Raw genomic sequence first — 23,145 nt, forward strand, 5'->3', positions numbered from 1 at the left:
AGAGGGGGTCGAATGAGGCCGGCGTCCTTCGTCGCGCTCTGCGCGACGTCGTTGCTCGTGTCTTCCGTTCCGCTCGACGGCCGTGCCCAGACCGTCTCTCCCGTGGACCTCACCGCGCTCGCGGGGCCCTCGCCCCAGCAGGCGCCCGACGTCGCCTTCGACGGGGCGACGTACCTCGTCGTCTGGGAGGAGGGCGCGACGGTCTGGGGCGCGCTCCTGGACGCCGGGGGCACCGTCGTCGCGCAGCGGTTCCAGCTCGCGCCTCCGGCGGCGCCGGGCGCGGCGCAGGCGACGCCGGCCGTCGCCGCGGCGAGCGGGGGCGGCTTCCTCGTCGTCTGGGCCGAGGCCGGCCCCGCGGACTGGGACGTCCGGGCGGCGCGCGTGTCCTCGAGCGGACAGGTGCTCGACCCGTCGGGCTTCGACGTGTCGACGGTCTCGGAGCCCGCGGCGGGCCCGGCGCCGGGTCCGCAGGAGCGCCCGGCGGTCGCGGCGCTCGGCAGCGAGTTCCTCGTCGTGTGGCAGGACGGCCGGAACGATCCCGCGACGCCGGCGATCATGGGCGCCGTGGTCCGGATGGACGGGACGCTTCCGCTCCCGGACGGGGTCGCCGTCTCGCAGCAGGCGAGCGCGCACCGCAGCCCCCGCGTGGCATCGAACGGCGCGGACTGGCTCGTCGCATGGGAGGACGTGCCGCTCGCCGGGACCGCGGACGTGGTCGCCGCGCGGGTGAGCGCGGCGGGCGCGGTCTCCCCGGAGTCCACCGTCTCCGGGGCGGCCGAGGATCAGCTCGCCCCGGTCGTCGCCTCGAACGGCGGCGGCTACCTCGTGGCGTGGAGGGACGCGCGCAGCGGCGCCTGGGAGCTGACCGCGGCGCGCCTCGACGACACGGGCGTGCTCGACCCGGCCGGCGTCCCGCTCGCGGCCGCCGGCGCCGGCGCGCCGCTCGCGGTCGCGAGCGACGGCATCGGCTACCTCGCAGTGTACCAGCGCGCCGGGGCCGGCGCGTTCGGCGCGCGCATCCGCGCCACGCCGTCCGTCGGCGCGGAGTTCGCGGTCGACGCCGCGGCCGCGTCCCCGGGGCAGGGGCTCGCCTTCGCCGGATACGGCCGCTACCTCGCCGTCCACCGGGTCGCCGCGGGGGGCGTCGCGCGGCTCGCCGCCGCCTTCGTCACGACCACGGAGCGGCTCGACGTGGCCGTCCAGGGCACGGCCGGCTCGGTGACGTCGACTCCCCCGGGCATCGACTGCGGGCCGACCTGCTCCGCGGACGTGGAGACGGGGGCGACCCTCACGCTCACCGCGACGGCGAGCGCGGGCTCCGCGTTCGCGAGCTGGTCCGGGTGCACGCCCCTCTCCGGGACGAGCTGCACGCTCACGATGACGGCGAGCGCGTCCGTGACGGCGAGCTTCGCCGCGGCGCTCCCCGGGACGCCGGGCGTCCCGACGTACCGCAACGTGGGTACCGCCTCGGTCTCCGTCGACTGGACGGCGGCCCCCGACGCGACGAGCCACGAGCTGGAGCGCGCCGGCGACGCGGGCGGCGCGCCCGGCGCGTTCCAGGTCGTGTTCGCGGGCGCCGCGACCTCCTTCGACGACGGCGGGCTGTCGCCGAACACACCTCACTGGTACCGGGTCCGCGGCCTGAACGGCGCCGGCGCCGGGACGTTCGGCTCGGCGACCAGCGTGACCACGCTCCCCGGCGCGCCGGGGGCCCCGAGCCTCACGGGCGTGACGGCGACGAGCGTGACGCTGAACTGGAACGCGCCGGAGGGTGGCGCCCCGCGCTACCTCATCGAGCGCCTCGCGCCCGCGGGATCGTGGACGGCGATCGCGTCCGGCGTGACGGCGACGACCCACGTCGACGCCGGCCTCGCGCCGAACGCGACCTACGCGTACCGCGTCCGCGGCGAGAACGCGACGGGCAGCGGCCCGGCGTCTGCCCAGGCGACCGCGACGACGCTCGCGGACGCCCCCGGGACGCCGACCTTCGCAGCGATCGACGCGACGAGCGTGACGGTGAGCTGGACGGCGCCGGCGGGCGGCGCGAGCGGCTACGATCTCGAGCGCGGCCCAGCCGCCTCGGGTCCCTTCGCGGCGATCGCGGCGGGGATCGGGGCGACGAGCGCGATCGACACGGGCCTCGGCGCGGCGACGACGTACTGGTATCGCGTCCGCGCGTACGGCGCGGGTGGCGTCCCGGGCACGTACTCGGCCGCGGCGTCCGTGCTCACGCGCCCGGCCGCGCCGGGCGCGCCCGTCGTCGCCACGGTGAGCGACGCGTCCCTCGCCGTGAGCTGGACGGCGGTGGCCGGAGCGACGGGGTACCGGCTCGAGCAGGCGGCGAGCGCGGCGGGCCCGTGGACGCTCGTGGCGGCGGGCCTCACGGCGGCCAGCCACACCGTCACCGGGCTCGCGGCGAACGCGAGCTACTGGTACCGGGTCTGCGCGACGAACGCCACGGGCGACGGCGCGTTCTCCCCGGCGGCGGCCGGGTCGACCCTCCCCGCCGCTCCCGGCGCACCCACGTTCACCGCGATCACGGCCACGAGCCTCACCGCGAGCTGGAGCGCGCCCGCGGGCGGCGCCGCGAGCTACGATCTCGAGCGGGCGACCTCCGCGACGGGGACGTTCACGCGCGTCGCGACCGGCGTGACGGGGCCGAGCGCGCCCGACGCGTCGCTCTCGACGGGGACGACCTACTGGTACCGCGTCCGTGCGGTGAGCGCGGCCGGCCCGGGCGCGTACTCCGCGACCTCGCAGGTCATCACCCTCCCCGGCGCGCCCGGGACGCCCACGTTCAGCGCCATCGGCGCGGGCTCCGTGACGCTCGCCTGGGCCGCCGCCGCGGGCGGCGCGACCTACCTGGTCGAGCGGGCTCCCGACGGCGGCGCCGGCGCGCCCGGGACGTTCAGCCAGGTCGCGTCCGGCCTCACCGCGACCACCTGGACGAACGCCTCCGGCCTCGCGCCCAACACGCGCTACTGGTACCGCGTCCGCGCGAGGAACGCGTCCGGGACCGGCGAGTACTCCGCGTTCGCCTCCGTCACGACCCTGCCCGGGGCGCCGGGCGCCCCGACGTTCTCGCTGGTGACGACCTCGACGCTGACGGTCTCCTGGACCGCGTCGGCGGGCGGCGCAACCCGCTACGAGCTCGGCCGCGGCACCAGCGCCACGGGGCCGTGGACCGTCCTCACGACCGGCGCGGGCCTCGGGTACGCCGACACCGGCCTCGCCGCCGGCACGACGTACTGGTACCGCGTGCGGGCTGCGAACGCGGACGGCCTCTGGACGGCGTACGCGACCGCGTCGGTCCCGACGATCCCTCCCGCGCCGGGCTCGCCGGCGTTCCCGGCGATCGACGCGGCGTCCCTGACCGTGAGCTGGCCCGCCGCGACCGGCGCGACGAGCTACGCGCTCGAGACCGCACCGGCCGCGACCGGTCCCTGGACCACGGTCGCCGTCGTCACGAGCGGGACGACCTTCATGCACACGGCCCTCCTCGCCAACACGACCTACTGGTACCGGGTCCGGGCGTCGAACGCGAGCGGCGACGGTGCGTACTCCCCCGCGGCGAGCGCCACGACGCTCCCGAACGTGCCGGGGAAGCCGACGTTCGCGGACGTGACGAGCACGTCCATCACGGTCCTCTGGACGGCGCCGGCGCAGGGTGCGGCGGCGTACGACCTGGAGCGCGCGCCCTCTGCGAACGGTCCATGGTCCCCCGTCGCGACGGGCACCACCGCCCTGAGCGCGACGGACTCGGGGCTGCAGCCGGGCACGACGTGCTACTACCGGCTGCGCGCGGTGAACGCCGCGGGTGGCGCGAGCGGCTGGTCGGCGATCCTGGCCGTGACCACGCTGCCGACCGCGCCGGGCGCCCCGACCTTCTCCGGCGTGTCGACCGTCTCGCTCACGATCCAGTGGTCGCCGATCACGGGCGCCACGACGTACCACGTCGAGCGCGCGCCGGATCCGTCGGGCCCCTGGACGGTCGTCGCGGCGGGGCTCACGGGCTCGTACTACAACGACGCCGCCACGGCCAACACCGCGTACTGGTACAGGGTCCGCGGGGCCAACGCGAGCGGGTACGGGCCCTACTCGCCGGCGAGCACCGTCACGACGCTCACGAACGCGCCCGGAGCGCCCACGTTCTCGAACGTGACCACGACCTCCGTCACGGTGACCTGGACGGCGCCGGCGGGCGGCGCGGCGAGCTACGTCGTCGAGCGGGCCACGGCCGCCGCCGGGCCCTGGGCCCGCGTGGTCGACGGGGTGGCCGCGACGTCGTGGGTCGACGCGACGCTCTCGCCCGGCACGACGTACTGGTACCGGATCCGCGGCGTCAACGCCGCCGCCGCGGCCGGCCTGACCTCGACGAGCGCCTCCGTCCGGACGACCGCCGCGGCCCCGGCTGCGCCGGGCGCGCCGACGTTCACGAACGTGCGCGCCACGTCGCTCACGATCGCCTGGACGGACGCCTCCGGGGCGACGACGTACAAGCTGGAGCGGGCGGCGGACGCGGGCGGAGCCCCCGGCGCGTGGACGCAGATCGCGGTCATCGCGGCGAAGAGCTGGGTGGACATGTCCCTGTCCGCGAACACCTCGTACTGGTACCGAGTGCGCGGCTCGAACACCGGCGGTGACGGGCCGTACTCGACCGCGCCGGTGATCACCGCCCCGAACGTCCCCGGTACGCTCTCGGTCGGCTCCGTGACGACGACGTCCGCGGCCCTGAGCTGGACGGAGCCTGCCGGAGGCGCGACGACGTACGAGCTCGAGCGCGCGCCGGGGAGCGCGGGGCCCTGGACGACCGCCGCGGTCGTGCCGGCGCTCACCCACGCCGAGTCCAGCCTCTCGGCGGGGACGACGTACTGGTACCGCGTCCGCGCGCTGAACGCCGCGGGCACGGCCGGCGCCTACTCGGGCGTGCGCTCCGTGATCACGCTCGCGGACAGGCCCGGCGCGCCGTCCTTCACGGAGATCGCGGCGACCTCCGTCACGGTGCAGTGGGCGGCCGCGGCCGGCGCGGCGAGGTACAACGTGCAGCGGGCGACGGGCGCGAACGGGGTCTGGACGAACGTCGCGACCTCCCTCCTCACCACGTCCTGGACGAGCTCCGGCCTCGCGCCCAACACGTCGTACGCGTACCGGATCACCGCGACGAACTCGGCGGGCACCCCCGGTCCGTACTCTCCCGAGTCCCCGGTGACGACGCTCCCCGGCGCGCCCGGCGCGCCGAGCTTCGCCGCCGTCACGCAGACGAGCGTGTCGCTGGCGTGGACCGCGCCGGCGGGCGGCGCGGCCAGCTACGCCCTCGAGCGCGCCGCCGGCTCGAGCGGACCGTGGGTCGGCGTCGCCCGCGGCGTCACCGCGCTCGGCTGGTCCGACCAGGGTCTCGCGGCGGGGACCGTCTACTGGTACCGGATCCGCGCGACGAACGCCGACGGGGCCGACGGCCTCCCATCCACGGCGGCGTCCGTCAGGACGGCGGCGGACGAGACGACGCTACCCGGCGCGCCCGGCGCGCCGACGTTCACGAGCATCAGCGCGTTCTCCGTCCGCATCGCCTGGGCGCCGGCGGTGAACGCGACGAGCTACCGGCTCGAGCGCGCGAGCGCCGGCACGACGACGTGGACGCAGGTGGTCTCGGGGACGGGGACGGCGTACACGGACGCGGGGCGCGCCCCGAACGCCTCGTACGTCTATCGCGTCCGCGCGACGAACGCGGCGGGTGACGGTCCGTACTCGCCGGAGGCGAGCGTCACGACCGCGCCCGGGGCGCCGGCCGCGCCCACGTTCAGCGGGGTCGCCGCGCAAGCCCTCACGGTGAGCTGGACGCCGCCCGCGGGCGGCGCCGCGACCTACCAGCTCGAGCGGGGCACGAGCCCCTTCGGCCCGTGGTCGATCCTCGCGACGGACCTCACCGGGACCTCCTTCGGCGACTCCGGCCTGACCGGGAACTCGACGTACCACTACCGGCTCCGCGCGGCGAACGCGGCAGGGACCGCGGGCGCGTACTCGCCGACCGGCTCCGTGACCACGGCGCCGGACCCGGCCGTCGCGCTCCCGGGGATGCCCGGCACGCCCACGTTCACGTCCGTCACGGCGATGTCGGTGGGCGTCACGTGGGCCGTCGCGACGAACGCGACCGGTTACGAGATCGAACGTGCGGTGGCCGAGGGCGGCCCCTGGACCCAGATCGGCGCCGACACGACGCCGCCCTTCACCAGCTCCGGGCTCGCGGCGAACACGACGTACTGGTACCGCGTGCGCGGCACGACCGCCGGCGGCGACGGTCCACCTTCGACCACCGCGAGCGTCGTCACCGCGCCCGGCGTGCCGGGAACGCCGACGTTCTCGGCGGTGACGGACACCTCGGTCACCGTGAGCTGGACCGCGCCGCCGGGCGGCGCGGCGATCTACGCGCTCGAGCGCGCGACGTCGGCGGCCGGTCCATGGGCGCAGGTGGCCAGCGCCACCGCCCCGAGCTGGACGGAGACGGGGCTCGCCGCAGCCACGACTTACTGGTACCGGGTTCGCGCTCGGAGCAGCGGCGGCGCGTACGGCTACTACTCGGGCACGCGCTCCGTGACGACGGCGGCGGCGACCGCGGCGGCGGTGACCGCCGCGGCGGGCGCGGCCGCCTTCCCCTGAGCAGGGCCGAAGCCCTGGTGGCGACGATCCGCCAAGGTGAGGTTGCTCGTGACGTGACCGCAGTGGACGAGCGGCGCAGCGCGGCCGCTTCTCACTCCGCGAGCCGCGCCTCGATCCACGCGAACGCCTGCGCCGCGTCGAACCCCGCCATCCCCTCCGGGAACAGCAGATCCGCCATGACGAAGGCGTCCGGCAGCGGCGCGTCGAGCAGGTACGGCACCGCGATGCACGACATGAACGCGCGCTTCGCGGCCTCCACCCCGAACGGCGAGTCCTCGACGACGAGGCACTCCTGCGGCGGCAGCCCGAGGCGGCGCGCGGCCTCGAGGAAGACGTCCGGCGCCGGCTTCCCGCGCCCGGCCTGCTCCGCCGAGACGACCGCCGCGAACGCGGACGCGAGGTCGAGCGCGTCGAGCAGCGTCTCGAGCACCACCGGCGACGACCCCGACGCGACCGCCACGGGGACGCCGCGCGCGCGCACGAGGTCGAGGAGCCGCCTCATCTCGGGGTACACGCGCGTGCCCGCGCCGGCGAGCGCCAGGTACTCCCGGTTCTTCTCCGCGAGCAGGTCCGCGGCGCTCTCCGCGAGGCCGTGCCGGCTGCGCACGTCGATCATCATCTCGAGGCTGCCCCGCCCGATGTACCGGCGCTTGTCCTCCCGCGTGAGCGTCACGCCGCGGCGCGCCAGCACCGCCCGGTCGGCCTCGTAGTAGACCTCCTCGCTGTCCACCAGCGTGCCGTCGAGATCGAAGATCACGCCGCGCACGGGGATCGGCGGCGGCGGGCGGATCCGCACGGACAGCTCGACGACGTTCCCCTCGGGATCCCGGAGCTCCGCCTCCCGGTAGCCGTCGCCGGTGTCCCGGGGCGGCCGGAGCGACGCACCGGGGAGCGCCAGCGCGGCGAGCCGGGCGTGCTCCGCGTCCACGTCCTCGACCTCCAGCGACAGGTGGTCGGGCGCCGCGGCTCGCCGGGCGAGGAACGCTTCGTCCCTCGGCCGCTCCAGCAGCTCGAGCGAGACCCCGCCGCGACGCAGGAACACCGTCCGGAGCCCGGGCGTGTTCCGGCTCACGTAGCGGTACGCGGGCTCGAACCCGAGCGCCCTCCGGTAGAAGAGCTCCATCGCGTAGAGGTCCTGCACCTCGATGCCGACGTGGTCGACCTTCATCGCGTCGGTCCTAACCCGCGCGGCCTCCGCGAGCCCGCGCGCCGGTGCCGCGCGCCCGGCGGGGTACGGCCTCGAGGGCACCGCGCGCCCGAGGCAAGGCCCGGCGGGGATGGGGTCCCTCGACTGCACCCGAGTCGCCGGCGCCGGGCGCTTGCCCCGGAGGCACCATGGCGATCGCATTCCGTCGATCGGGGGATCAAGACATGTCGTTCGGGAAGAAGGCCTACGCCATGCTGGCGATGGCGCTCGCGTGCGCCGCGCCGGCGACCGCTTGCGCGTGGAGCGCCGGCGGGCACGCGTACATCGCGCTGCACTCGGCCCGGAGCGCGGGCTCTGCGAGCCCGCGGGAGCTGTGCCTGCGGATGTACGGCGCGAACGCAGTGGACCTGTTCAACACGACCTTCACGCGGGAAGGCCGGGCGCTCGCGGCCGTCCTGCACGACCGGAAGAGCGCGCGGGCGAACCTCGCGCCGCTCTCTCGCGCGCGCACCGACGACGAGCGCGCGTTCGCCCTCGGGTTCGCGACCCACAACGAGGCCTGGGGCACCGACGCGACCGCCCACGTCGCCGGGGTCGTCGCGGGCCGCCGCGAGGGCTACGTCATCGCGAAGGCGCAGCTCCTGGCGGCGGAGATCGGGCCCGCGGTCGAGCCGCTCCTCGCCGCGCGCGGGATCCGGCTCGAGCCCGCCCAGCTCCTGGAGGTCTGCCACCAGTTCGTCGAGCTCGCCGTGGACCTGCTCCTCGTCGAGGCGGACCCGGAGGTCGGTCCCTGGATGGTGCAGTCGGCGCTCTGCCCGACCGCGGACGTCCGAAGGCTCCTCGTCGAGTCGCTCGGTCCGGTGCTCGCGCCCGTCGCCGGTGACCGGGCCCGCGCCGAGGCCCTCGTCGTGGCCGCGGAGGCGGACTTCCGGCAGTCGCTCTTCCTGAACGGGCTCGCGCTGATGCAGCCGGACGCGGCCCACCAGCTGGCCGTCGCGACGGGGCGGCTCGCGGAGGGGTACCTCGGCCTTCCGGAGGGCGCCGGGGCCGCGCTGGCTCCGCTCATCGAGCTCGGCATCGGGAAGGCGCGCGCGCTCTGCGAGCCGGACGCGCTCGCCGAGGTCCGAACGACCGTGGACGTCGTCGACGCCCGGCTCGCGGCCCGCCGCCTCGGGCAACCGCCGAATTCGCTGCTCGCGGCCCGGGCGCGTCGCTAGCTTCCTCCCGGCACCGGCGGCGCGCCGCGCTCGCCCTCCGAGAGGGGCCGCCGCCGCACTCGCGAGCGCAGCGGAGGACGTTCATGGCACGGAGCGGGCTCACGGCGCGGCTGGGCGTCGACCTTCCCATCCTCCTCGCGCCCATGGCGGGCGGGCCGTCCACGCCCGAGCTCGTGGCGGCGGTGTCCGGCGCGGGAGGCCTCGGCTCCGTCGGCGCCGCGTACCTCTCGCCCGAGCAGATCGCCGACGCGTGCCGCCGGATCCGCGCCCTCACCGACCGCCCGTTCGGCCTGAACCTCTTCGCGGGCGGCTACCCCGCGTCAGCACAGGTCGAGGCGCGCGCGGCGCTCGGGGTGGTCGCCGAGGCGCACGCGCGGCTGGGCCTCCCGGCGCCCGCGCTCCCGGCGGTACCACCCGATCCCTTCCCGGAGCAGCTCGAGGCGGTGCTCGAGACGCGCCCGGCGCTGTTCAGCTTCACCTTCGGCGTCCCCGCCGCGGACGACCTCGCCCGGGTGCGGGCGCGGGGCATCCTCGTCGCGGGCACCGCGACCACCGTGGAGGAGGCGCGGGCGCTCGCGGACGCCGGCGTCGACGCCATCGTCGCGCAGGGCGGCGAGGCCGGCGGCCACCGCGGCACGTTCTGCGGCGCCTTCGAGGCCGCGCTCGTGCCGACGCTCGAGCTCACCGCGGCCATCGCGCGCGAGGTCCGCGTCCCGGTGATCGCCTCGGGGGGCCTCATGGACGGGCGCGATGTCGCGCGGGCGCTCGCCGCGGGCGCGCAGGCGGCGCAGCTCGGCACCGCGTTCCTCGCCTGCCCCGAGTCCGGCGCGTCCCCCGCCTACAAGCAGGCGCTGCTCGCGGCGCGTTCGGACACGACGGTCGTGACCCGCGCGTTCTCCGGTCGTCCCGCCCGCGGCCTCGCGAACGCCTTCATCGCCGCCGCGGAGGGGCGCCCCGGCGCGATCCTCCCCTACCCGCTCCAGAACGCGCTCACGCGCGGGATGCGCCAGGCGGCGGCGAAGCAGGGGCAGCCGGACTACCTGTCGCTCTGGGCGGGCCAGGGCGTCGCCCGGGTCCGCGCGCTCCCCGCGGCGGAGCTGGTGCGGCGCCTGGTGGACGAGATGGGCACCTGACGCGCGCCGTCCGCCGCGGGTCGGGTCAGCCCTCCGGCGTCTCCGTCGGCTCGCCGTAACCGCGGGGATCCAGGCCGTGGCGGAAGGCGACGCTGATCCGCGTTCCCGCTCGCGCGACCTTCGGCACACAGTGCTGCCAGGTCCGCTGCGTCCGCCCGCCGGTGACGAGGAGATCGCCGCGCCCGAGCCGGAACGCGACGGAGTGGCCGCCGGCGCGCGGGCGGAAGAGCAGCTTTCGCGGCTCTCCCAGGGAGACCAGGGCCACGATGGGGTCCGGGATCTCGCGACGGATCCGATCGCCGTGCCACGCCACGCCGTCGGCTCCGTCGCGGTAGAGGTTGAACCCCGCGGAGTCGAGGACGACGCCGTAGCGGGCCGAGAGCGCGCGCCGGATCTCCTCGAGCACGGGCGGCTCGAGGGGCTCGCCCGACTGGGCGCTCCACGGGGCGGTGAGCCGCGGCTCGAGGACCTTGCGGTCGTACATCCAGCGGCGCCGCTGGCCCCAGCGCCTCGACGCCAGGAGCTCCTCGAAGAGCGCGTCCGACCCTTCCACCCAGCCCGGCGCATGATCGATCCACGATTCGGGATCGAGCGCGATCCGCCGGACGTCGGTGAACGTCCGATCGAACGTCGGCCGCGGCGGGGCGAACAGGCTCGGCTGGTAGGGGAGCGGCGAGGGCACGCGACGATTCAATTAACGACCGGAGCCCGCAGCCGCCCGCGCGCGCCCCCACGATGGGGTGCGACGGAGGGGACCTGGAAGCGTTCGCCGTCGCGATCCGGGCGGGCTTGCCTTTCCCCGATCACGGGCTTCCTCGGCGCGGGATAGCATCTGTGCCACGCCGCTGCTGAACGCCGGCAACCACGTCGTCTGGCGGTCGGAGGAGCGATTTGAGGGCGGAGCGAAACGTCGCCGTGCGGATCGCCGTCGCGAGCGCGCTCGTCGCGATGTTCGCCTCTCGGATCTCCGCGAACGTCGCCGATCCCGACCTTTATCACCAAATGGCGCTCGCGAGAGAGGCGCTCCGGACGGGCGCGATCCCGCGCGCCGACGTGTTCGCCTTCACGCCGGTGCTTCCGTCCGTCATTCACCACGAGTGGCTGGCGGGCTTCATCGCGCTCGGAGTGGCCCTGCTCCTCGGCGGCTCGGGGATCCTCGCGCTCAAGTACGGGCTCGCGGCCGGCCTCGCGATCGCGACGGGGCGGAACGCGCGGAGCGCCGGCGCGGACCTGGCGACGCTCGTCTTGACCGCCCCCGTGGCGATCCTGCTCGCCGGCGGAGGGTTCAGCCCCGTCCGCGCGCAGCTCTACACGTACTTCCTCGTGGCGATCACCGTCGGGATGATCGAGCGCGACCGCGCCGGATGCAGACGCTGGCCGCTGGCGCACGCGCTGCTGTTCGTGCCGTGGTTGAACCTCCACGGCGGCTTCGTGCTGGGCCCCCTCCTGCTCGGCTGTCATGCGATCGAGGGAGCGGTCTGGCGACGGCCCGTGCGCCACGTCGTCGCGCTGATCGCCGTCGAGGCGATGCTCGTGCTGGCGAACCCCTGGGGCGGCGCGTACTACGCGTACCTCTCGAGAGCGCTCACGTTGCCTCGCACGCGGATTCCCGAGTGGGATTCGCTGGTCACCGCCAGCGGCCTGGGCCTGGAACGACTCGCGTTCATCCTGGCGATTGCACTCTGGGCCTACGGGTTGCGCGAGGGGGCGCGCCTGCGCGACGGGGCGCGCGTCTGGCAGGGAGCATTCCTCGTCGCCGTCACTGCGCTGCTGGCAGTGAGAGCGAGCCGGATGCTTCCCGTGTTCGCGGTCGTCTGGTTCAGCCACGCTCCGCCGCTCCTCGTCGGAACTCCTCTCGCGCGCCAGGTCGATCTGATCACGCGACGCTCGGCTCGCGCGACCGCAGTCGCAGCCACCGGGCTCGCGCTCTTCTTCATCCTGCTGCTTGCGCAGCGGTCGCCCTGGCTGCTGGAAGTGCCGAACAGCCCGTCGCCGCTCCCGGGCCATTCCCTCGCATACCCCGTCGGCGCAACCCGGTTCCTGAAGGCGAGCGGGTTCCGCGGGAACCTCATGACCACGTTCGAGACCGGTGCGTACGTCTCGTGGAAGCTCCACCCGGAGGTCCACGTGTCGCTCGACGGCCGTTACGAGGCGGCTTACCCCGACCAGGTGTTCGAAGACGTCATGGCCTTCTACGGCGGCCGAGCGAATCCGCGAGACATCCTCTCGAAGTACCCGGCGGACGCCGTCCTCGTTCCGCCCGGCGGCAACGCGTTGCGGCGGCGACTGGCCTGGCCGTGCGTCTACGATGACGGGAGCTTCGCGGTCCTCGTGCGGCCCGGGCTGACGGTCACCCCGGCCCTGGCGCCCGCATCCGCCGCCGACCGGTTCCCGTGACCCCGCATTCCCCGGCCACGACCGACTCTCCCCGCCCGGACACGGCGGACTCCCTCCCCTCGTGGCATGATCGGCCGCCGTGACCCGTGCCCCTCGCCACGTCGCCGCTCGCGTGCTCGCGGTCGCCCTCGCGGCGGCGGCAGCGCCCGTCCTCGTCCGGTCGGACTCCGCGGCGCGGGCTGCGGAGCCCGACGTCCACGGCACGTACCGCCTCCACGGCAAAGGTCGCGTCTCGGCCGGACCCGCGCTCGATCGCGACGAGGAGGTGTTCGCGGACGCGGTGCTCGAGCCCGGTCCGGGCCAGCGCGACCTCGTGGTCGCGCTCGCGGCGGAGGGCCACCGGTGCGAGCTCGCGGCCCGGCTCGGAGACGGCGGCGCCCTCGCCCTCGACGCGGGCCAGCGCTGCGCCGTGACGCTCGACGGTCCGGACGCGCGGGGCCGCGTCGACGCGCGGCTGACGAAGGGGTCCGGGCGCGTCCAGGGCGGCCGCCTCGCGCTCGCCCTCGCGTTCAAGGTGGAGGGGAAGGTCGCCGTCCGGACCGGCGGTGGCCGTTACGAGGTGCTCGGGAACACGGTGGACGTCCCGGCGACCTGGGCCCCGGCGGTGCCGGTGAGCGGCACGGCCACCGCGACCGTCGACGGCTGGCGGGACGAGTCGCGCGCGGGCGGCGAGCGCTGACGGGACGGGCGCGCGTCCGTCACCCCTCGAACCTGACGGGGGCGCGCCACCGCCGCCGTCCCCGGGTATCCAATCCGGCGGAGGTGCGCGCATGGCTCCGACCCGCCCCGGGTTCCGGCTCGGGATCTACGTCTTCAAGGACGCCGAGATCGTCGACTTCGCCGCGCCGTACGGCGTGTTCTCGGTCGCGCGCCGGTTCGACGCCGACCTCGACGCGTTCCTGATCGCGGACGCGATGCGGCCGGTGCAGGCTCAGGCGGGGTTCACGGTGCTCCCGAACTACGCCTTCTCGGACGAGCCCGCGATGGACGCCTTCCTCGTCCCCGGGGGCTACGGGACGCGGCAGGAGACGTACAACCGCCGGCTGCACGCGTTCATCCGCGCGCTGCCCGAGACGACGCTGCTCACCGCGGTCTGCACCGGGTCGTGGGTCTACGCGAAGATGGGGCTCCTCGACGGCCTCCCTGCGACGAGCCGCAAGGAGCCGGACCGCGTCGAGGCGACGCCGCCGGGCATGGTGCCGCTCGATCGGCTGTCGAAGATCGCGCCGGCGTGCAGACCGAGCCGCGCGCGGGTCGTGGACGCGGGGCGCATCATCACGGCCGGCGGGATCACGTCCGGCATGGAGATGGGCTTCCACCTGCTGCGCCGCGCGGGCTACGACGAGGCGTTCCTCGCGGAGGTCGCCCGCGTCATGGAGTACCAGGCGGCGTACGGCGTGTACCGCGACGACCGCGTGGTCCACACCTGACCCGACCGGCGTCCGACCCCGCCCTGCGCCGCGCCGGATCGCGCGATGGGAGGAACCCACCGGCCCCGCCGCCGCCGGGCGCGCGCGGCGCCTACGCTCCATCGCCGCGGCGCGCCTTCCGCGCCGCCCCACCCCCATGGATCACGCGGCCTCGCAGCGCGCGCAGGACGTCCTCGCCGATCAGCTCCCCGCCCCCATCCGGCGGCTCGCGGACATCGCGTTCGACTACGGGTGGAGCTGGCGCCCGGAGGGAGAGGCGCTCTGGCGCTCCGTCGACCCGGAGCTCTGGGACGCCTGCGGCCGGAACCCGGTGCGGCTGCTCCGCCTCGCGGCGCCTGCGGCGCTCGCGCGCGCCGCCGCGGATCCCGCGCTGCGCGCCGCCATGGACCGGCTCGCCGACGCGCTCGACGCCGCCCGCGCCGCGCCGGCGCGCGCGACGCCCGCGGGGACGCGCGACGCGCCCGTCGCGTTCCTCTGCGCCGAGTACGCGATCCACGCCTCGCTCCCGATCTACTCGGGCGGCCTCGGCGTGCTCGCCGGCGATCTCCTGAAGGAGGCGTCGGACCGCGCCGTCCCGCTCGTCGCGGTCGGGCTCCTGTATCGCCGCGGCTACTTCCACCAGCGGCTCGATCCCTCCGGCCTCCAGCACGAGTACTGGACGGTGGTGCCGCCGCAGCAGCTCCCCCTCGAGCGCGCGGTGGACGCGGCCGGCGCGCCGGTCGCGATCGAGGTGCCGCTCCGGGGCCACGCCGTCCACGCCGCGGTCTGGCGCGCGCAGGTCGGCGCGGTCCCGCTCTACCTCCTCGACAGCGACGTCCCGGAGAACGCGCCCATCGACCGGTTCGTGACGTCGCAGCTCTACGTGGGCGACCGCGAGTACCGCCTCATGCAGTACGCGCTCCTCGGAGTCGGAGCGGTGCGCGCGCTCGCGGCGCTCGGGATCCGCCCCGGCGTCTTCCATCTGAACGAGGGCCACCCAGCCCTCGCCGCGCTCGAGCTCGCCCGGGACGCGCTCGCCCGCGGCGAGACGCTCGAGCGCGCCGTGGGGGAGGTGCGGCGCCGGATCGTCTTCACGACGCACACGCCGGTCGCCGCGGGGAACGAGACGTACGCGCCCGCCGACGTCGTCTCCGTGCTCGGTCCGTGGCTCCGGACGCTCGGGATCGAGCCGGCCGCGGCCCTCGCCCTCGGGCGGCCGCCCGGCACCAGCGACGACGCACCGTTCGGGATGACCGACCTCGCGCTCCGGACCTCGCGGGCGGCGAACGGCGTGAGCCGCCGCCACGCGGAGGTCTCGCGCGAGCTGTGGGCGCGGCACTGGCCGGGCCTGCCCGCGGCGGAGGTGCCCATCGCCGCGGTCACGAACGGCGTGCACCTGCCCACGTGGATGGCCGAGCCGATGCGCGCGCTGCTCGCGCGACACCTCGGCCCCGAGTGGACCGCCCACCCCGAGGATCCGGCGCGCTGGGCCGGCGTCGAGGAGCTCCCCGACGAGGAGCTCTGGGCGGTGCGCTGCCGGCTCCGCGCGGACCTCGTCGCGTTCGCGCGCGCCCGGTCGATCTCGGATCGCCTCGCGCGCGGCGAGCCCATCGCGTACGTCGAGCGGGCCGACCGCGCGTTCGATCCGGCCGTCCTCACCGTCGGCTTCGCCCGGCGCGTCGCCTCGTACAAGCGCCTCCACCTGCTCGTCGCCGACCCGGCGCGCGCGCTCGCGCTGCTCGCCGGGCCGCACCCGATGCAGGTGGTCATGGCCGGCAAGGCCCACCCGCGCGACGAGGGCGCGAAGGCCATCGTGCAGCGCATCTTCGAGCTCAAGGGCGAGCCGAACGTGGCCGAGCGCGTCGTGTACCTCGAGGACCACGACATGGAGATGGCGCGCAAGCTGGTGGCGGGCTGCGACGTCTGGGTGAACCTCCCGCGACCGCCACAGGAGGCGAGCGGGACGAGCGGGATGAAGGCCGCGCTGAACGGGGGCCTCGACCTGAGCGTGCTCGACGGCTGGTGGTGCGAGGCGTTCGATGGCCGGAACGGCTGGGCGATCCGGAGCGAGCCCGGACCGGACGAGGCCGCCCAGGACGCGCGCGACGCGGCCGCGCTCTACGACCTGCTCGAGCGCGAGGTCGTGCCGCTGTTCTACGACCGGGACGCGGCAGGGGTCCCGCGCGCGTGGCTGCGGCAGGTGAAGGCGTCTCTCCAGAGCATCGGGCCGCGCTTCATCACCGCCCGCACGCTCGAGGACTACGTCGCGCACGTCTACAGCCCGTGATCGTCCCCGCGCAAGCCCCGCCCTCTCCCCCCGCTCGCGCGGGGGGAGAGGGAGAAGGGAAGGCGCGGGTCCTGCCTCGAGCCCCCGACGCCCAGGCCCGAGGCGGAGCCCGAGGCCAAGCCACGGCTGAAGCCGAGCCCCGAGGCCGTGGGCTTCCGCCTACTGCTGCTTCCCGCTGCTGGCGCCCTGCGCCTCGATCCGGATCGCCTGCGGCCTGTCGGCGGAGCCGCTGTACGACGCGCGGACCTGCGTCCCCTCCTTCAGATCCGACACCGAGCCCTGCTGACCGCCGACCATGACGGACGTCTGCGGGCCCACGGTGAGCCGGAGGTCGGGCCCGCCGCCTCCCTGCCGCAGCACGATCTCCTGAGCGCTCGCGCTGACGATCTGCCCGCTCACGTCCTTCTGCTGCGACGAGGCCTGCGCCGACTGCTGCGCGCCCGCCGGCTGCTGCGTGTCCTGCCCCGACTGCGGCTGCGTCGCCTGCTGCGCGCTCGCCGTCTGCTGCTGTGCCTGCTGCGAAGCCTGGCTCGCCTGCTGCTCGGACTGCTGCGCCTTGGACTGGTCCTGCTGGGCCTTCTGCTGCGTCTCGGTGAGCTGCTGCTGCGCCTCGCGGACATCCTTCTGGTCGCTCGCCATCTTCCCCTGCGCGTCGGCGGCCTTCTTGTCTGCGTCCGCGGCCTGCTTGCTGGACTGCTCGGCCTGCTGACTCGACTGGCTCGCGGTCGCCTGCTGATCGCCGCCCTGCTTCTGCGCGCTGCCGCCCTGGGTCCCGCCCTGCTTCTGGCAACCCGCCGCGATCAGCAGCGCGGCAGCGGAGACGCCGAGCGTCCAGCCCCGTCCTGCCATGGCCATGCGTTCCATGTGTGCCCTCCTCGGCGCCCACGCGGGGCGCACCCGCACAAGGTGAGGGCGGCCGCCGTCAGGCGCGACCGGCCGGGGCGACCGGATGGCGGTCCACTCACGGCCCGCCGCACGAACGCGCGGGCGAGGGCCCGGCCACCGCGGGACTAGGGCGGCAGCACGGAGGCCCACGCCGGATCGTCGGAGACCATCTCCTCGAGCCAGGCCTCGAGGTTCGTCCCGCCCTCGACGTGCGACGCCACGTAGTCGCCCGCGTAGGGCGCGAGCGGCGTGAGCAGCATGTGGGCGTCGGTCGTGCCGTCGTGGTCGTAGAAGACGCGGGCGCGCGCGAGCGGTTCGAGGACGTCCGCGTCGAGCCGGCGGAGTGCGGCCTCGAACCCCGCCGGCAGGTCCAGCATGAACGCGCTCATCACCGGGTCCTGCGCGTGCGAGAGGAAGGCGATCCGGTCTGCCGGGTGGTTCTTCGCGATCGCCGTGAACGCCGCGGACAGATCGGTGCGGCAGTCGCGGCACACGGGGTCGAGCGCCTCCGCGAGCGCCCAGGACGCGTACCAGGCGGCGCGGAAGTCGGACGGGACGTCGCCGCCGACGAGGGCCGGCCCGGAGTCGTCGACGAGGTAGCCGCTCGCGTCCGGCCAGTACCAGCGGAGCGCCTCGTAGTTCACGAGCGCGCCGAAGCCGCCCGCCGAGGACCCGGCGACCACGAGCTTCCGCGGGCTCGGGAACGTGGGCCCGAGCCGCGCGAGGAACGCCATGACGTTCGCGTGGCCGACGTGGTGCCAGGTCTCGGAGACGAGCGCGTTGCCGTACGTCTTCACCGCGTCGCCGCCGTGCACGTCGCCGGTGCAGTACGGGACGAACACGACCGTGGCGTCCGCCAGCGCGGGCGGCAGGTGCGAGCGGTCCGTGAACGAGCTCGGGATGTAGTCCGCGCGCTCGACCTCGAACTCCGAGGGCCCGTAGGACCTGTCCACCGCCGTCCCGGCGGCGCAGGTCGTGTAGTCCCAGCACGCGCCGCCGCCGTCGAAGAAGACGACGAGGTCGGGGCCGCTGCCGCGGTTCACGGCGAGGCCGGTCGTCGAGCCGTCGCCGCAGAAGGCGTCGTCGAACGGGATCCACGCCCAGCTCCCGAGCGGCATGTCGGCCTCGGGGATCGCGGCGCCGAGCGGCGGCTTTCCCTGGTAGCCCTGGTGGACGAGCGGCGTCGACCCCGGCGCGCAGCCGGCGAGGAGGAGCACGACGGCGAGGACGGCGCGGCGATCGATCATGGCGTTCCCTCCCGGAACGGCCCATCGTCGTCGCGACGAGGGTGCGCGCTCAACCCGACATGTCGTACACGGACAGCGAATGGCGCCGGCGGCTACCGCAGCCCGACGACGTTGTCCCCCTCCCCCTCCCACTCCGCGATGCGCGCCACCTTCCGCGCGACGTCGGGCCAGGTCGGCCCGGTGCACCGCTCCACCTCGCGGGCCAGGAAGCTCCGGATCCGCTCGAGGCTCCACTCGAACACGACGAGCAGCCCGCGTCCGAGCACCGCGCCGCGCGGTCCGTGGCGGGCGAGCAGCCACCGCGGCGTGACGACGAGCAGATCGAACCGCTCGCGACCCCGCAGGCCGAGCGGCCCGACCTCGAGCACGAGCGGCACGGCGAACTCGTCGGGCAGCGGGGGCACCCACCGCGCGAGGTCGTGGATCTCGTCGCTCCGGAGGGCCTTCAGGCGCGCGCGCATGCGTGGGATTGAAGCACGCCCGCGGCCCCGACGCAGGGCGTCGCCGGCCGGCACCTCGCCGGCCCCTCCTGCGCCGCCCCTTCAGGACGTCCCCCCGTCCTAGCCGCCCCGCCGTGGCGAACGTCCACGCGGGCCGGAAAGGCGGATCATCGTGTCCGTCCGGGTGCGTCCGCTCCGAGGCGCGAGGCGACCGCCCGGGGAAGGAGGACGACGATGACGGCTTTCTTCCAGGGAGTGAAGCAGACGCAGATCACGGCGGGCGGCTTCACCGGTCCGCTGCCCATCTTCTACTACGACTCGACCGCGATGGTGGCCGCGTTCACGGCGTCGACCGCCAAGGTGGCGCCGCTCGTGCCAGACCCTGACCTCCACCCGGTCGAGCTCCGGCCCGGGCGCTGCCTCGTGAACGTCGCGGCGCTCGAGCACCGCCGGACGGACATCGGACCGTACGCCGAGGTGATCGTCTCGGCGATGGTCGCGTTCGGCCGGCGGCCGCTACCCCTCCTCCACGCGGCGGGGCAGCTGCTCCGCCACGCGCTGCACGGCTACGTGCTCCACCTCCCGGTCACGACCGAGCCGGCGCGCGCCGGCGGCGTCGAGGTGTACGGGTACCCGAAGTTCATCGCCGACGTGACGTTCACGCGATCCCAGGACCGGTTCACGTGCTCCGTCTCCGACGCGGGACGGCGGATCCTCACGCTCGACGGCGAGTACCTGAAGCTCTACGGCACCGGGCGCTCGCACGTGAAGCTCTACTCGATGAAGGACGGGCGGCTCCTCTGCGCGCCCGTGGAGATGAACAGCCGGCAGCACGCGCAGACGCTCCGGCGCCACGCCGCGAGGCTGGACCTCGGCTCCGAGCACGGGATGGCCCGCGACCTCGCGGCGCTCGAGCTCGAGCCTCACGCCGTGGTGTACCAGCTCGATCCCGTCCTCGAGATCATCCTGTACGCCCCGCACCCCGCGCGCGAGCCGCTCGGCCGCGTCGGGACGTGAGGAGCTCCCGGGCGCGGTGCGGCTGCCACGCGCCTGCAGCGCCATCGCGCACCCGCAGCGGTGACGGCGCGCTCCGCGACCTCTTTTGGCGTGCGCATCGGGCGCGTGCTCCTGCGGAGTGGTGCGCCGCCGGGCGCGTGCCTCGCGGCGCAAGCCCCGCGGCGTTCCCTCTTTCACGCAGCGACAACGTACCGCCGGACGACCGCGGCGGCCGGGCGTAATCCATACGGACAGGTGGACCTCCGAGCGGTAGCCCGGGCGGCGCGGGAAGCGCGGCCGCGCCGCGGACGAGAGGACGCCGATGTTCGACACGATCCTGAAGGTCGATCCCGCCGACAGCCTGAACCCTCTTCCCCCGCCGTCGCCCGAGATCCGCGATCCCGACCGTGCGCGACGGCTCTTCGGTCGCGTCGCAGGGAGCGATGGAGAGGACGCCATCCCGCTGCCCCCGGACCCCGCGCCCGACGCTGCCGAGGTCCGGGACCCGGAGCGCGCGCGGCGCCTGTTCGGCCGCGTCGCCGGGGCGCCGGGAGAGGAGGTGGCGCTGCCGCTCCCGGCCGACCCGGCGCCCGCACCCGCGCCGGCGGCGCCTGTGTTCTCCGCCGTGCAGCGCCGCGATCTCGCGCAGCGGGCGGGACGGCGCGCGGCCTGGGCCGTCGTCGCGGCGGCCCTCGAGGTCGTGGGGGCCGGCTGCGTCGCCGCCGCGGCCGCCGCGCTCACCGAGCCCACACCGCCCGAGCTCCCGATGGTCGAGGTGAAGCTCGCCGCGGCCTTCCCGCGCGCTCCCGGTCCGCCGCGCGCGCCCGGGCTGCCCGCGGCGCCCGCGCCGCGCCGGCCCGCGACGGCGACGCCCCCGGGGCCGGGCCGGCCACGCGGGGTGCGCCCGCCGCCGCCGACGGCGCTCCTCCAGCCGCGCGAGGTCCAGGTCGCGATGAAGCCGCCGGATCCCGGCGAGCCGGTGGAGGACTGGGGCGATCCCGGCGCGGCGCCGGCGAACGCCGCCGCCGTGGACGAGGGCGTCATCGGCGGCGTCGTCGGAGGCGAGGGGGGCGGCGCGTGGGGCGGCGGCGCGAGCGTCGCCGCGGCGACGGCGGCGACCACGGCGAAGCGCGCGGACGAGGTCGAGGACGCGCCGCTGTGGGCGACGGCCGGGTTCCGCAAGCCCGTCGAGGAGACCGCCGGCTGCGTCGCGCGATCGGTCCGGCTGCCGCGAGAGCTCGCCGGCTTCACCTCGGGCCCGTACGTGGTGCGCTTCGCGGTCCTGCCGAGCGGCGCGGTCGAGCGGATCGAGGTGCTCGGGGACGTCCCGGACGTCCGGATCCGGAACGCGATCGTGCAGGCGGTCCATTCCTGCCGGTGGATCGCCGGATCCGACGCGCAGGGCCGGCCGGTGTCGATCTGGGTCGTCCTGCCGATCCGGTTCCAGAGCGCGTGACCACGCGCCGGCGCGCCGGCTACATCCCCGGGGTGGGGAAGCCGTCCGCCGCACCGTCCGCCGCGACGCTCCAGGCGCTCGCGGAGGGCTGCCGACGCTTCGACGAGGCCCGGTGGTTCGAGGCGCACGAGGTCTGGGAGGACGCCTGGCGCGGCGAGGCCGGCCGGGTGCGGCTCCTGCTCCAGGGCCTCATCCAGATCGCCGCGGGGTTCCACAAGGGGCTCGTGCACGGCCGCCCGGCGGGGATGGTGAAGCTGCTCGGGGCCGGGCTCGCGAAGCTCGAGGCGGCGGGCGACCTCGGCCTCGTGGACCTCACGCGGCTGCGGCCCGCGGTGCAGGCGTGGCTGGAGGCCGCGCGGCGATGGGACGCCGGCGGCCCGCGGCCGGCGCTCCCGCCGCCTCGGCTCGGCGCCGCGACGTGAACGGCGGCCGGCCGGCCCTGCGGGGGTCCCCCCGGTGCGCCCTTGTGCTTCCCTCCCCCGGCGGTAAGACGCTCGACCTCGACCCGGCGGTAGCGCCGTCGCGAGCGGTGCGGGCCGCCGATCCGCAGCGGAGGCCACCGTGAAGATCCTCGTCGCAGACGCCTTCCCGAAGGACCGGCTCTCCGACCTCGCCGCGCTCGGGCTCGAGGTGGAGCACCGCGCCGACGTCTCCGCGGGCGACCTCCCCGCCGCGGCGGCGGACGCGTCGATCCTGGTGGTCCGCTCGAAGGAGGTCTCCGCAGACGTGTTCGACCGCGCGGCGGCGCTGTCCCTCGTCATCCGCGCCGGCGCGGGCGTGAACACCATCGATGTCGCCGCGGCGTCGCAGAAGGGCGTCTACGTCGCGAACTGCCCCGGCCAGAACTCGATCGCCGTCGCGGAGCTCGCCATCGGGCTCGTCATCGCCCTCGATCGCCGGATCCCGGACAACGTGGCGGCGCTCCGCGCCGGGCGCTGGGACAAGAAGCGGTTCTCCGAGGCCGCAGGCCTGTACGGACGCACGCTCGGCGTGGCCGGCCTCGGCGCCATCGGGCGCGAGGTCGCCACGCGGGCGCTCGCCCTCGGCATGCGGGTGCTCGCGTGGTCGCGCTCCCTCACCGCCGAGGGCGCGAAGGCGCTCGGCATCGAGCGCGCCCCCGATCTCCTCTCCGCCGCGCGGGCGAGCGACGTGCTCTCGCTGCATCTCCCGCTCTCCAGGGAGACGCGGGGCGTCGTGTCGCGCGAGGTCCTCCTCGCGATGAAGCCGAACGCGGCGCTCGTCAACACCGCGCGCGCCGAGCTGGTCGACCAGGCGGCGCTCCTCGAGCTCGTCCGGGCCGGGCGCCTGCGGGTCGCCACCGACGTGTTCGCAGGCGAGCCGGCCAAGGGCCAGGCGGAGTTCCAGAGCGAGCTCGCGCAGCTCCCGGACGTCTACGGCACCCACCACATCGGCGCCTCCACGGCGCAGGCGCAGGACGCGATCGCGCGCGAGACGGTGCGGATCGTCGAGGCGTTCGTGCGGAGCGGCGAGGTGCCGAACTGCGTGAACGTCGCGCGGAAGACGCCCGCCCGCGCCCGCCTCGTCGTGCGCCACTTCGACCGCGTGGGAGTCCTCGCGAACGTGCTCGGAATCATCCGCGAGGCCGGCATCAACGTGGAGGAGGTCCGCAACACGATCTTCGAGCAGGCCCAGGCGGCGAGCTGCGCGATCGACGTGGGCGAGCGGCCGCCGGACGCGCTGCTCGAGCGGATCCGCTCGCGGCGCGACGAGGTGATGTTCGTCGACTGCTTCGATCTGTGATCGCGGCGCCGATGCCCTTCGACTTCGCGGCTGAAGCCTGTGGCGGGCGTCTGTTTGATGGGCTGCCCCCGACGCACGACATCGACTTCTCCGGTCAACGTAGACGGTTCCGGTCG

Annotated in this window: 16 protein-coding genes; 11 read left to right on the forward strand and 5 right to left on the reverse strand. The window is 75.6% G+C overall.

The window, feature by feature from the left end:
- The first annotated feature begins 12 nt into the window (after positions 1–12).
- Entirely contained in the window at positions 13–6,654 is a 6,642-nt protein-coding gene (locus AMOR_RS01045; protein ID WP_248357607.1) for a fibronectin type III domain-containing protein, read from the forward strand.
- 91 nt (positions 6,655–6,745) lie between these two features.
- On the opposite strand, the gene AMOR_RS01050 is transcribed toward AMOR_RS01045, so the two are convergent.
- A complete protein-coding gene (locus tag AMOR_RS01050; protein WP_248357608.1) occupies positions 6,746–7,822 on the reverse strand; it encodes an HAD-IA family hydrolase in 1,077 nt (358 codons plus the stop codon).
- Between the two features lie 203 nt (positions 7,823–8,025).
- Between AMOR_RS01050 and AMOR_RS01055 the strand changes: the two genes are divergently transcribed.
- Entirely contained in the window at positions 8,026–9,018 is a 993-nt protein-coding gene (locus tag AMOR_RS01055; protein ID WP_248357609.1) for a hypothetical protein, read from the forward strand.
- A gap of 83 nt (positions 9,019–9,101) precedes the next feature.
- Complete coding sequence (locus tag AMOR_RS01060; protein ID WP_248357610.1) at positions 9,102–10,151, forward strand: NAD(P)H-dependent flavin oxidoreductase; 1,050 nt, start codon at positions 9,102–9,104, stop codon at positions 10,149–10,151.
- 25 nt (positions 10,152–10,176) lie between these two features.
- Here the strand turns inward: AMOR_RS01060 and AMOR_RS01065 are convergent, their stop codons facing one another.
- A complete protein-coding gene (locus tag AMOR_RS01065) occupies positions 10,177–10,833 on the reverse strand; it encodes an alpha-ketoglutarate-dependent dioxygenase AlkB (protein ID WP_248357611.1) in 657 nt (218 codons plus the stop codon).
- A gap of 209 nt (positions 10,834–11,042) precedes the next feature.
- Here AMOR_RS01065 and AMOR_RS01070 point away from each other — a divergent pair, with 209 nt between their 5' ends.
- From AMOR_RS01070 to glgP, 4 genes are all read left to right on the forward strand, one after another.
- Entirely contained in the window at positions 11,043–12,548 is a 1,506-nt protein-coding gene (locus AMOR_RS01070) for a hypothetical protein (RefSeq protein ID WP_248357612.1), read from the forward strand.
- A 79-nt stretch (positions 12,549–12,627) separates the two neighbouring features.
- The gene (locus tag AMOR_RS01075) at positions 12,628–13,227 is read left to right on the forward strand and encodes a hypothetical protein (RefSeq protein WP_248357613.1); all 600 of its coding nucleotides are present in this window, start codon (positions 12,628–12,630) and stop codon (positions 13,225–13,227) included.
- A 91-nt stretch (positions 13,228–13,318) separates the two neighbouring features.
- On the forward strand, positions 13,319–13,978 hold the full coding sequence (locus AMOR_RS01080; RefSeq protein WP_248357614.1) for a DJ-1/PfpI family protein: 660 nt from the start codon (positions 13,319–13,321) through the stop codon (positions 13,976–13,978).
- Positions 13,979–14,114: 136 nt separating this feature from the next.
- Positions 14,115–16,244 (forward strand): alpha-glucan family phosphorylase, encoded by a 2,130-nt coding sequence (gene glgP / locus AMOR_RS01085; RefSeq protein ID WP_248357615.1) that lies wholly within the window; start codon positions 14,115–14,117, stop codon positions 16,242–16,244.
- 159 nt (positions 16,245–16,403) lie between these two features.
- On the opposite strand, the gene AMOR_RS01090 is transcribed toward glgP, so the two are convergent.
- From AMOR_RS01090 to AMOR_RS01100, 3 genes are all read right to left on the reverse strand, one after another.
- Positions 16,404–17,108: a hypothetical protein gene (locus AMOR_RS01090; protein WP_248357616.1), complete on the reverse strand. Its 705-nt coding sequence runs from the start codon at positions 17,106–17,108 to the stop codon at positions 16,404–16,406.
- A 146-nt stretch (positions 17,109–17,254) separates the two neighbouring features.
- Positions 17,255–18,376, reverse strand: coding sequence for a pectinacetylesterase family protein (locus AMOR_RS01095; RefSeq protein ID WP_248357617.1), 1,122 nt, complete (start codon positions 18,374–18,376; stop codon positions 17,255–17,257).
- A 92-nt stretch (positions 18,377–18,468) separates the two neighbouring features.
- Positions 18,469–18,837 (reverse strand): immunity 8 family protein, encoded by a 369-nt coding sequence (locus tag AMOR_RS01100; RefSeq protein WP_248357618.1) that lies wholly within the window; start codon positions 18,835–18,837, stop codon positions 18,469–18,471.
- Between the two features lie 213 nt (positions 18,838–19,050).
- Between AMOR_RS01100 and AMOR_RS01105 the strand changes: the two genes are divergently transcribed.
- The 4 genes from AMOR_RS01105 to AMOR_RS01120 all read left to right on the forward strand — a co-directional run bounded on the left by AMOR_RS01105 (position 19,051) and on the right by AMOR_RS01120 (position 23,029).
- Complete coding sequence (locus AMOR_RS01105) at positions 19,051–19,833, forward strand: acetoacetate decarboxylase family protein (RefSeq protein ID WP_248357619.1); 783 nt, start codon at positions 19,051–19,053, stop codon at positions 19,831–19,833.
- A 301-nt stretch (positions 19,834–20,134) separates the two neighbouring features.
- Positions 20,135–21,268, forward strand: a complete 1,134-nt coding sequence (locus AMOR_RS01110; protein WP_248357620.1) for an energy transducer TonB — start codon at positions 20,135–20,137, stop codon at positions 21,266–21,268.
- A complete protein-coding gene (locus AMOR_RS01115) occupies positions 21,265–21,690 on the forward strand; it encodes a DUF309 domain-containing protein (protein ID WP_248357621.1) in 426 nt (141 codons plus the stop codon). Before AMOR_RS01110 ends, AMOR_RS01115 begins: the two co-directional genes overlap by 4 nt.
- 139 nt (positions 21,691–21,829) lie before the next feature.
- The gene (locus AMOR_RS01120) at positions 21,830–23,029 is read left to right on the forward strand and encodes a 3-phosphoglycerate dehydrogenase family protein (protein WP_248357622.1); all 1,200 of its coding nucleotides are present in this window, start codon (positions 21,830–21,832) and stop codon (positions 23,027–23,029) included.
- Positions 23,030–23,145 lie beyond the last annotated feature (116 nt).

Source organism: Anaeromyxobacter oryzae (assembly GCF_023169945.1).
GTDB lineage: Bacteria > Myxococcota > Myxococcia > Myxococcales > Anaeromyxobacteraceae > Anaeromyxobacter > Anaeromyxobacter oryzae.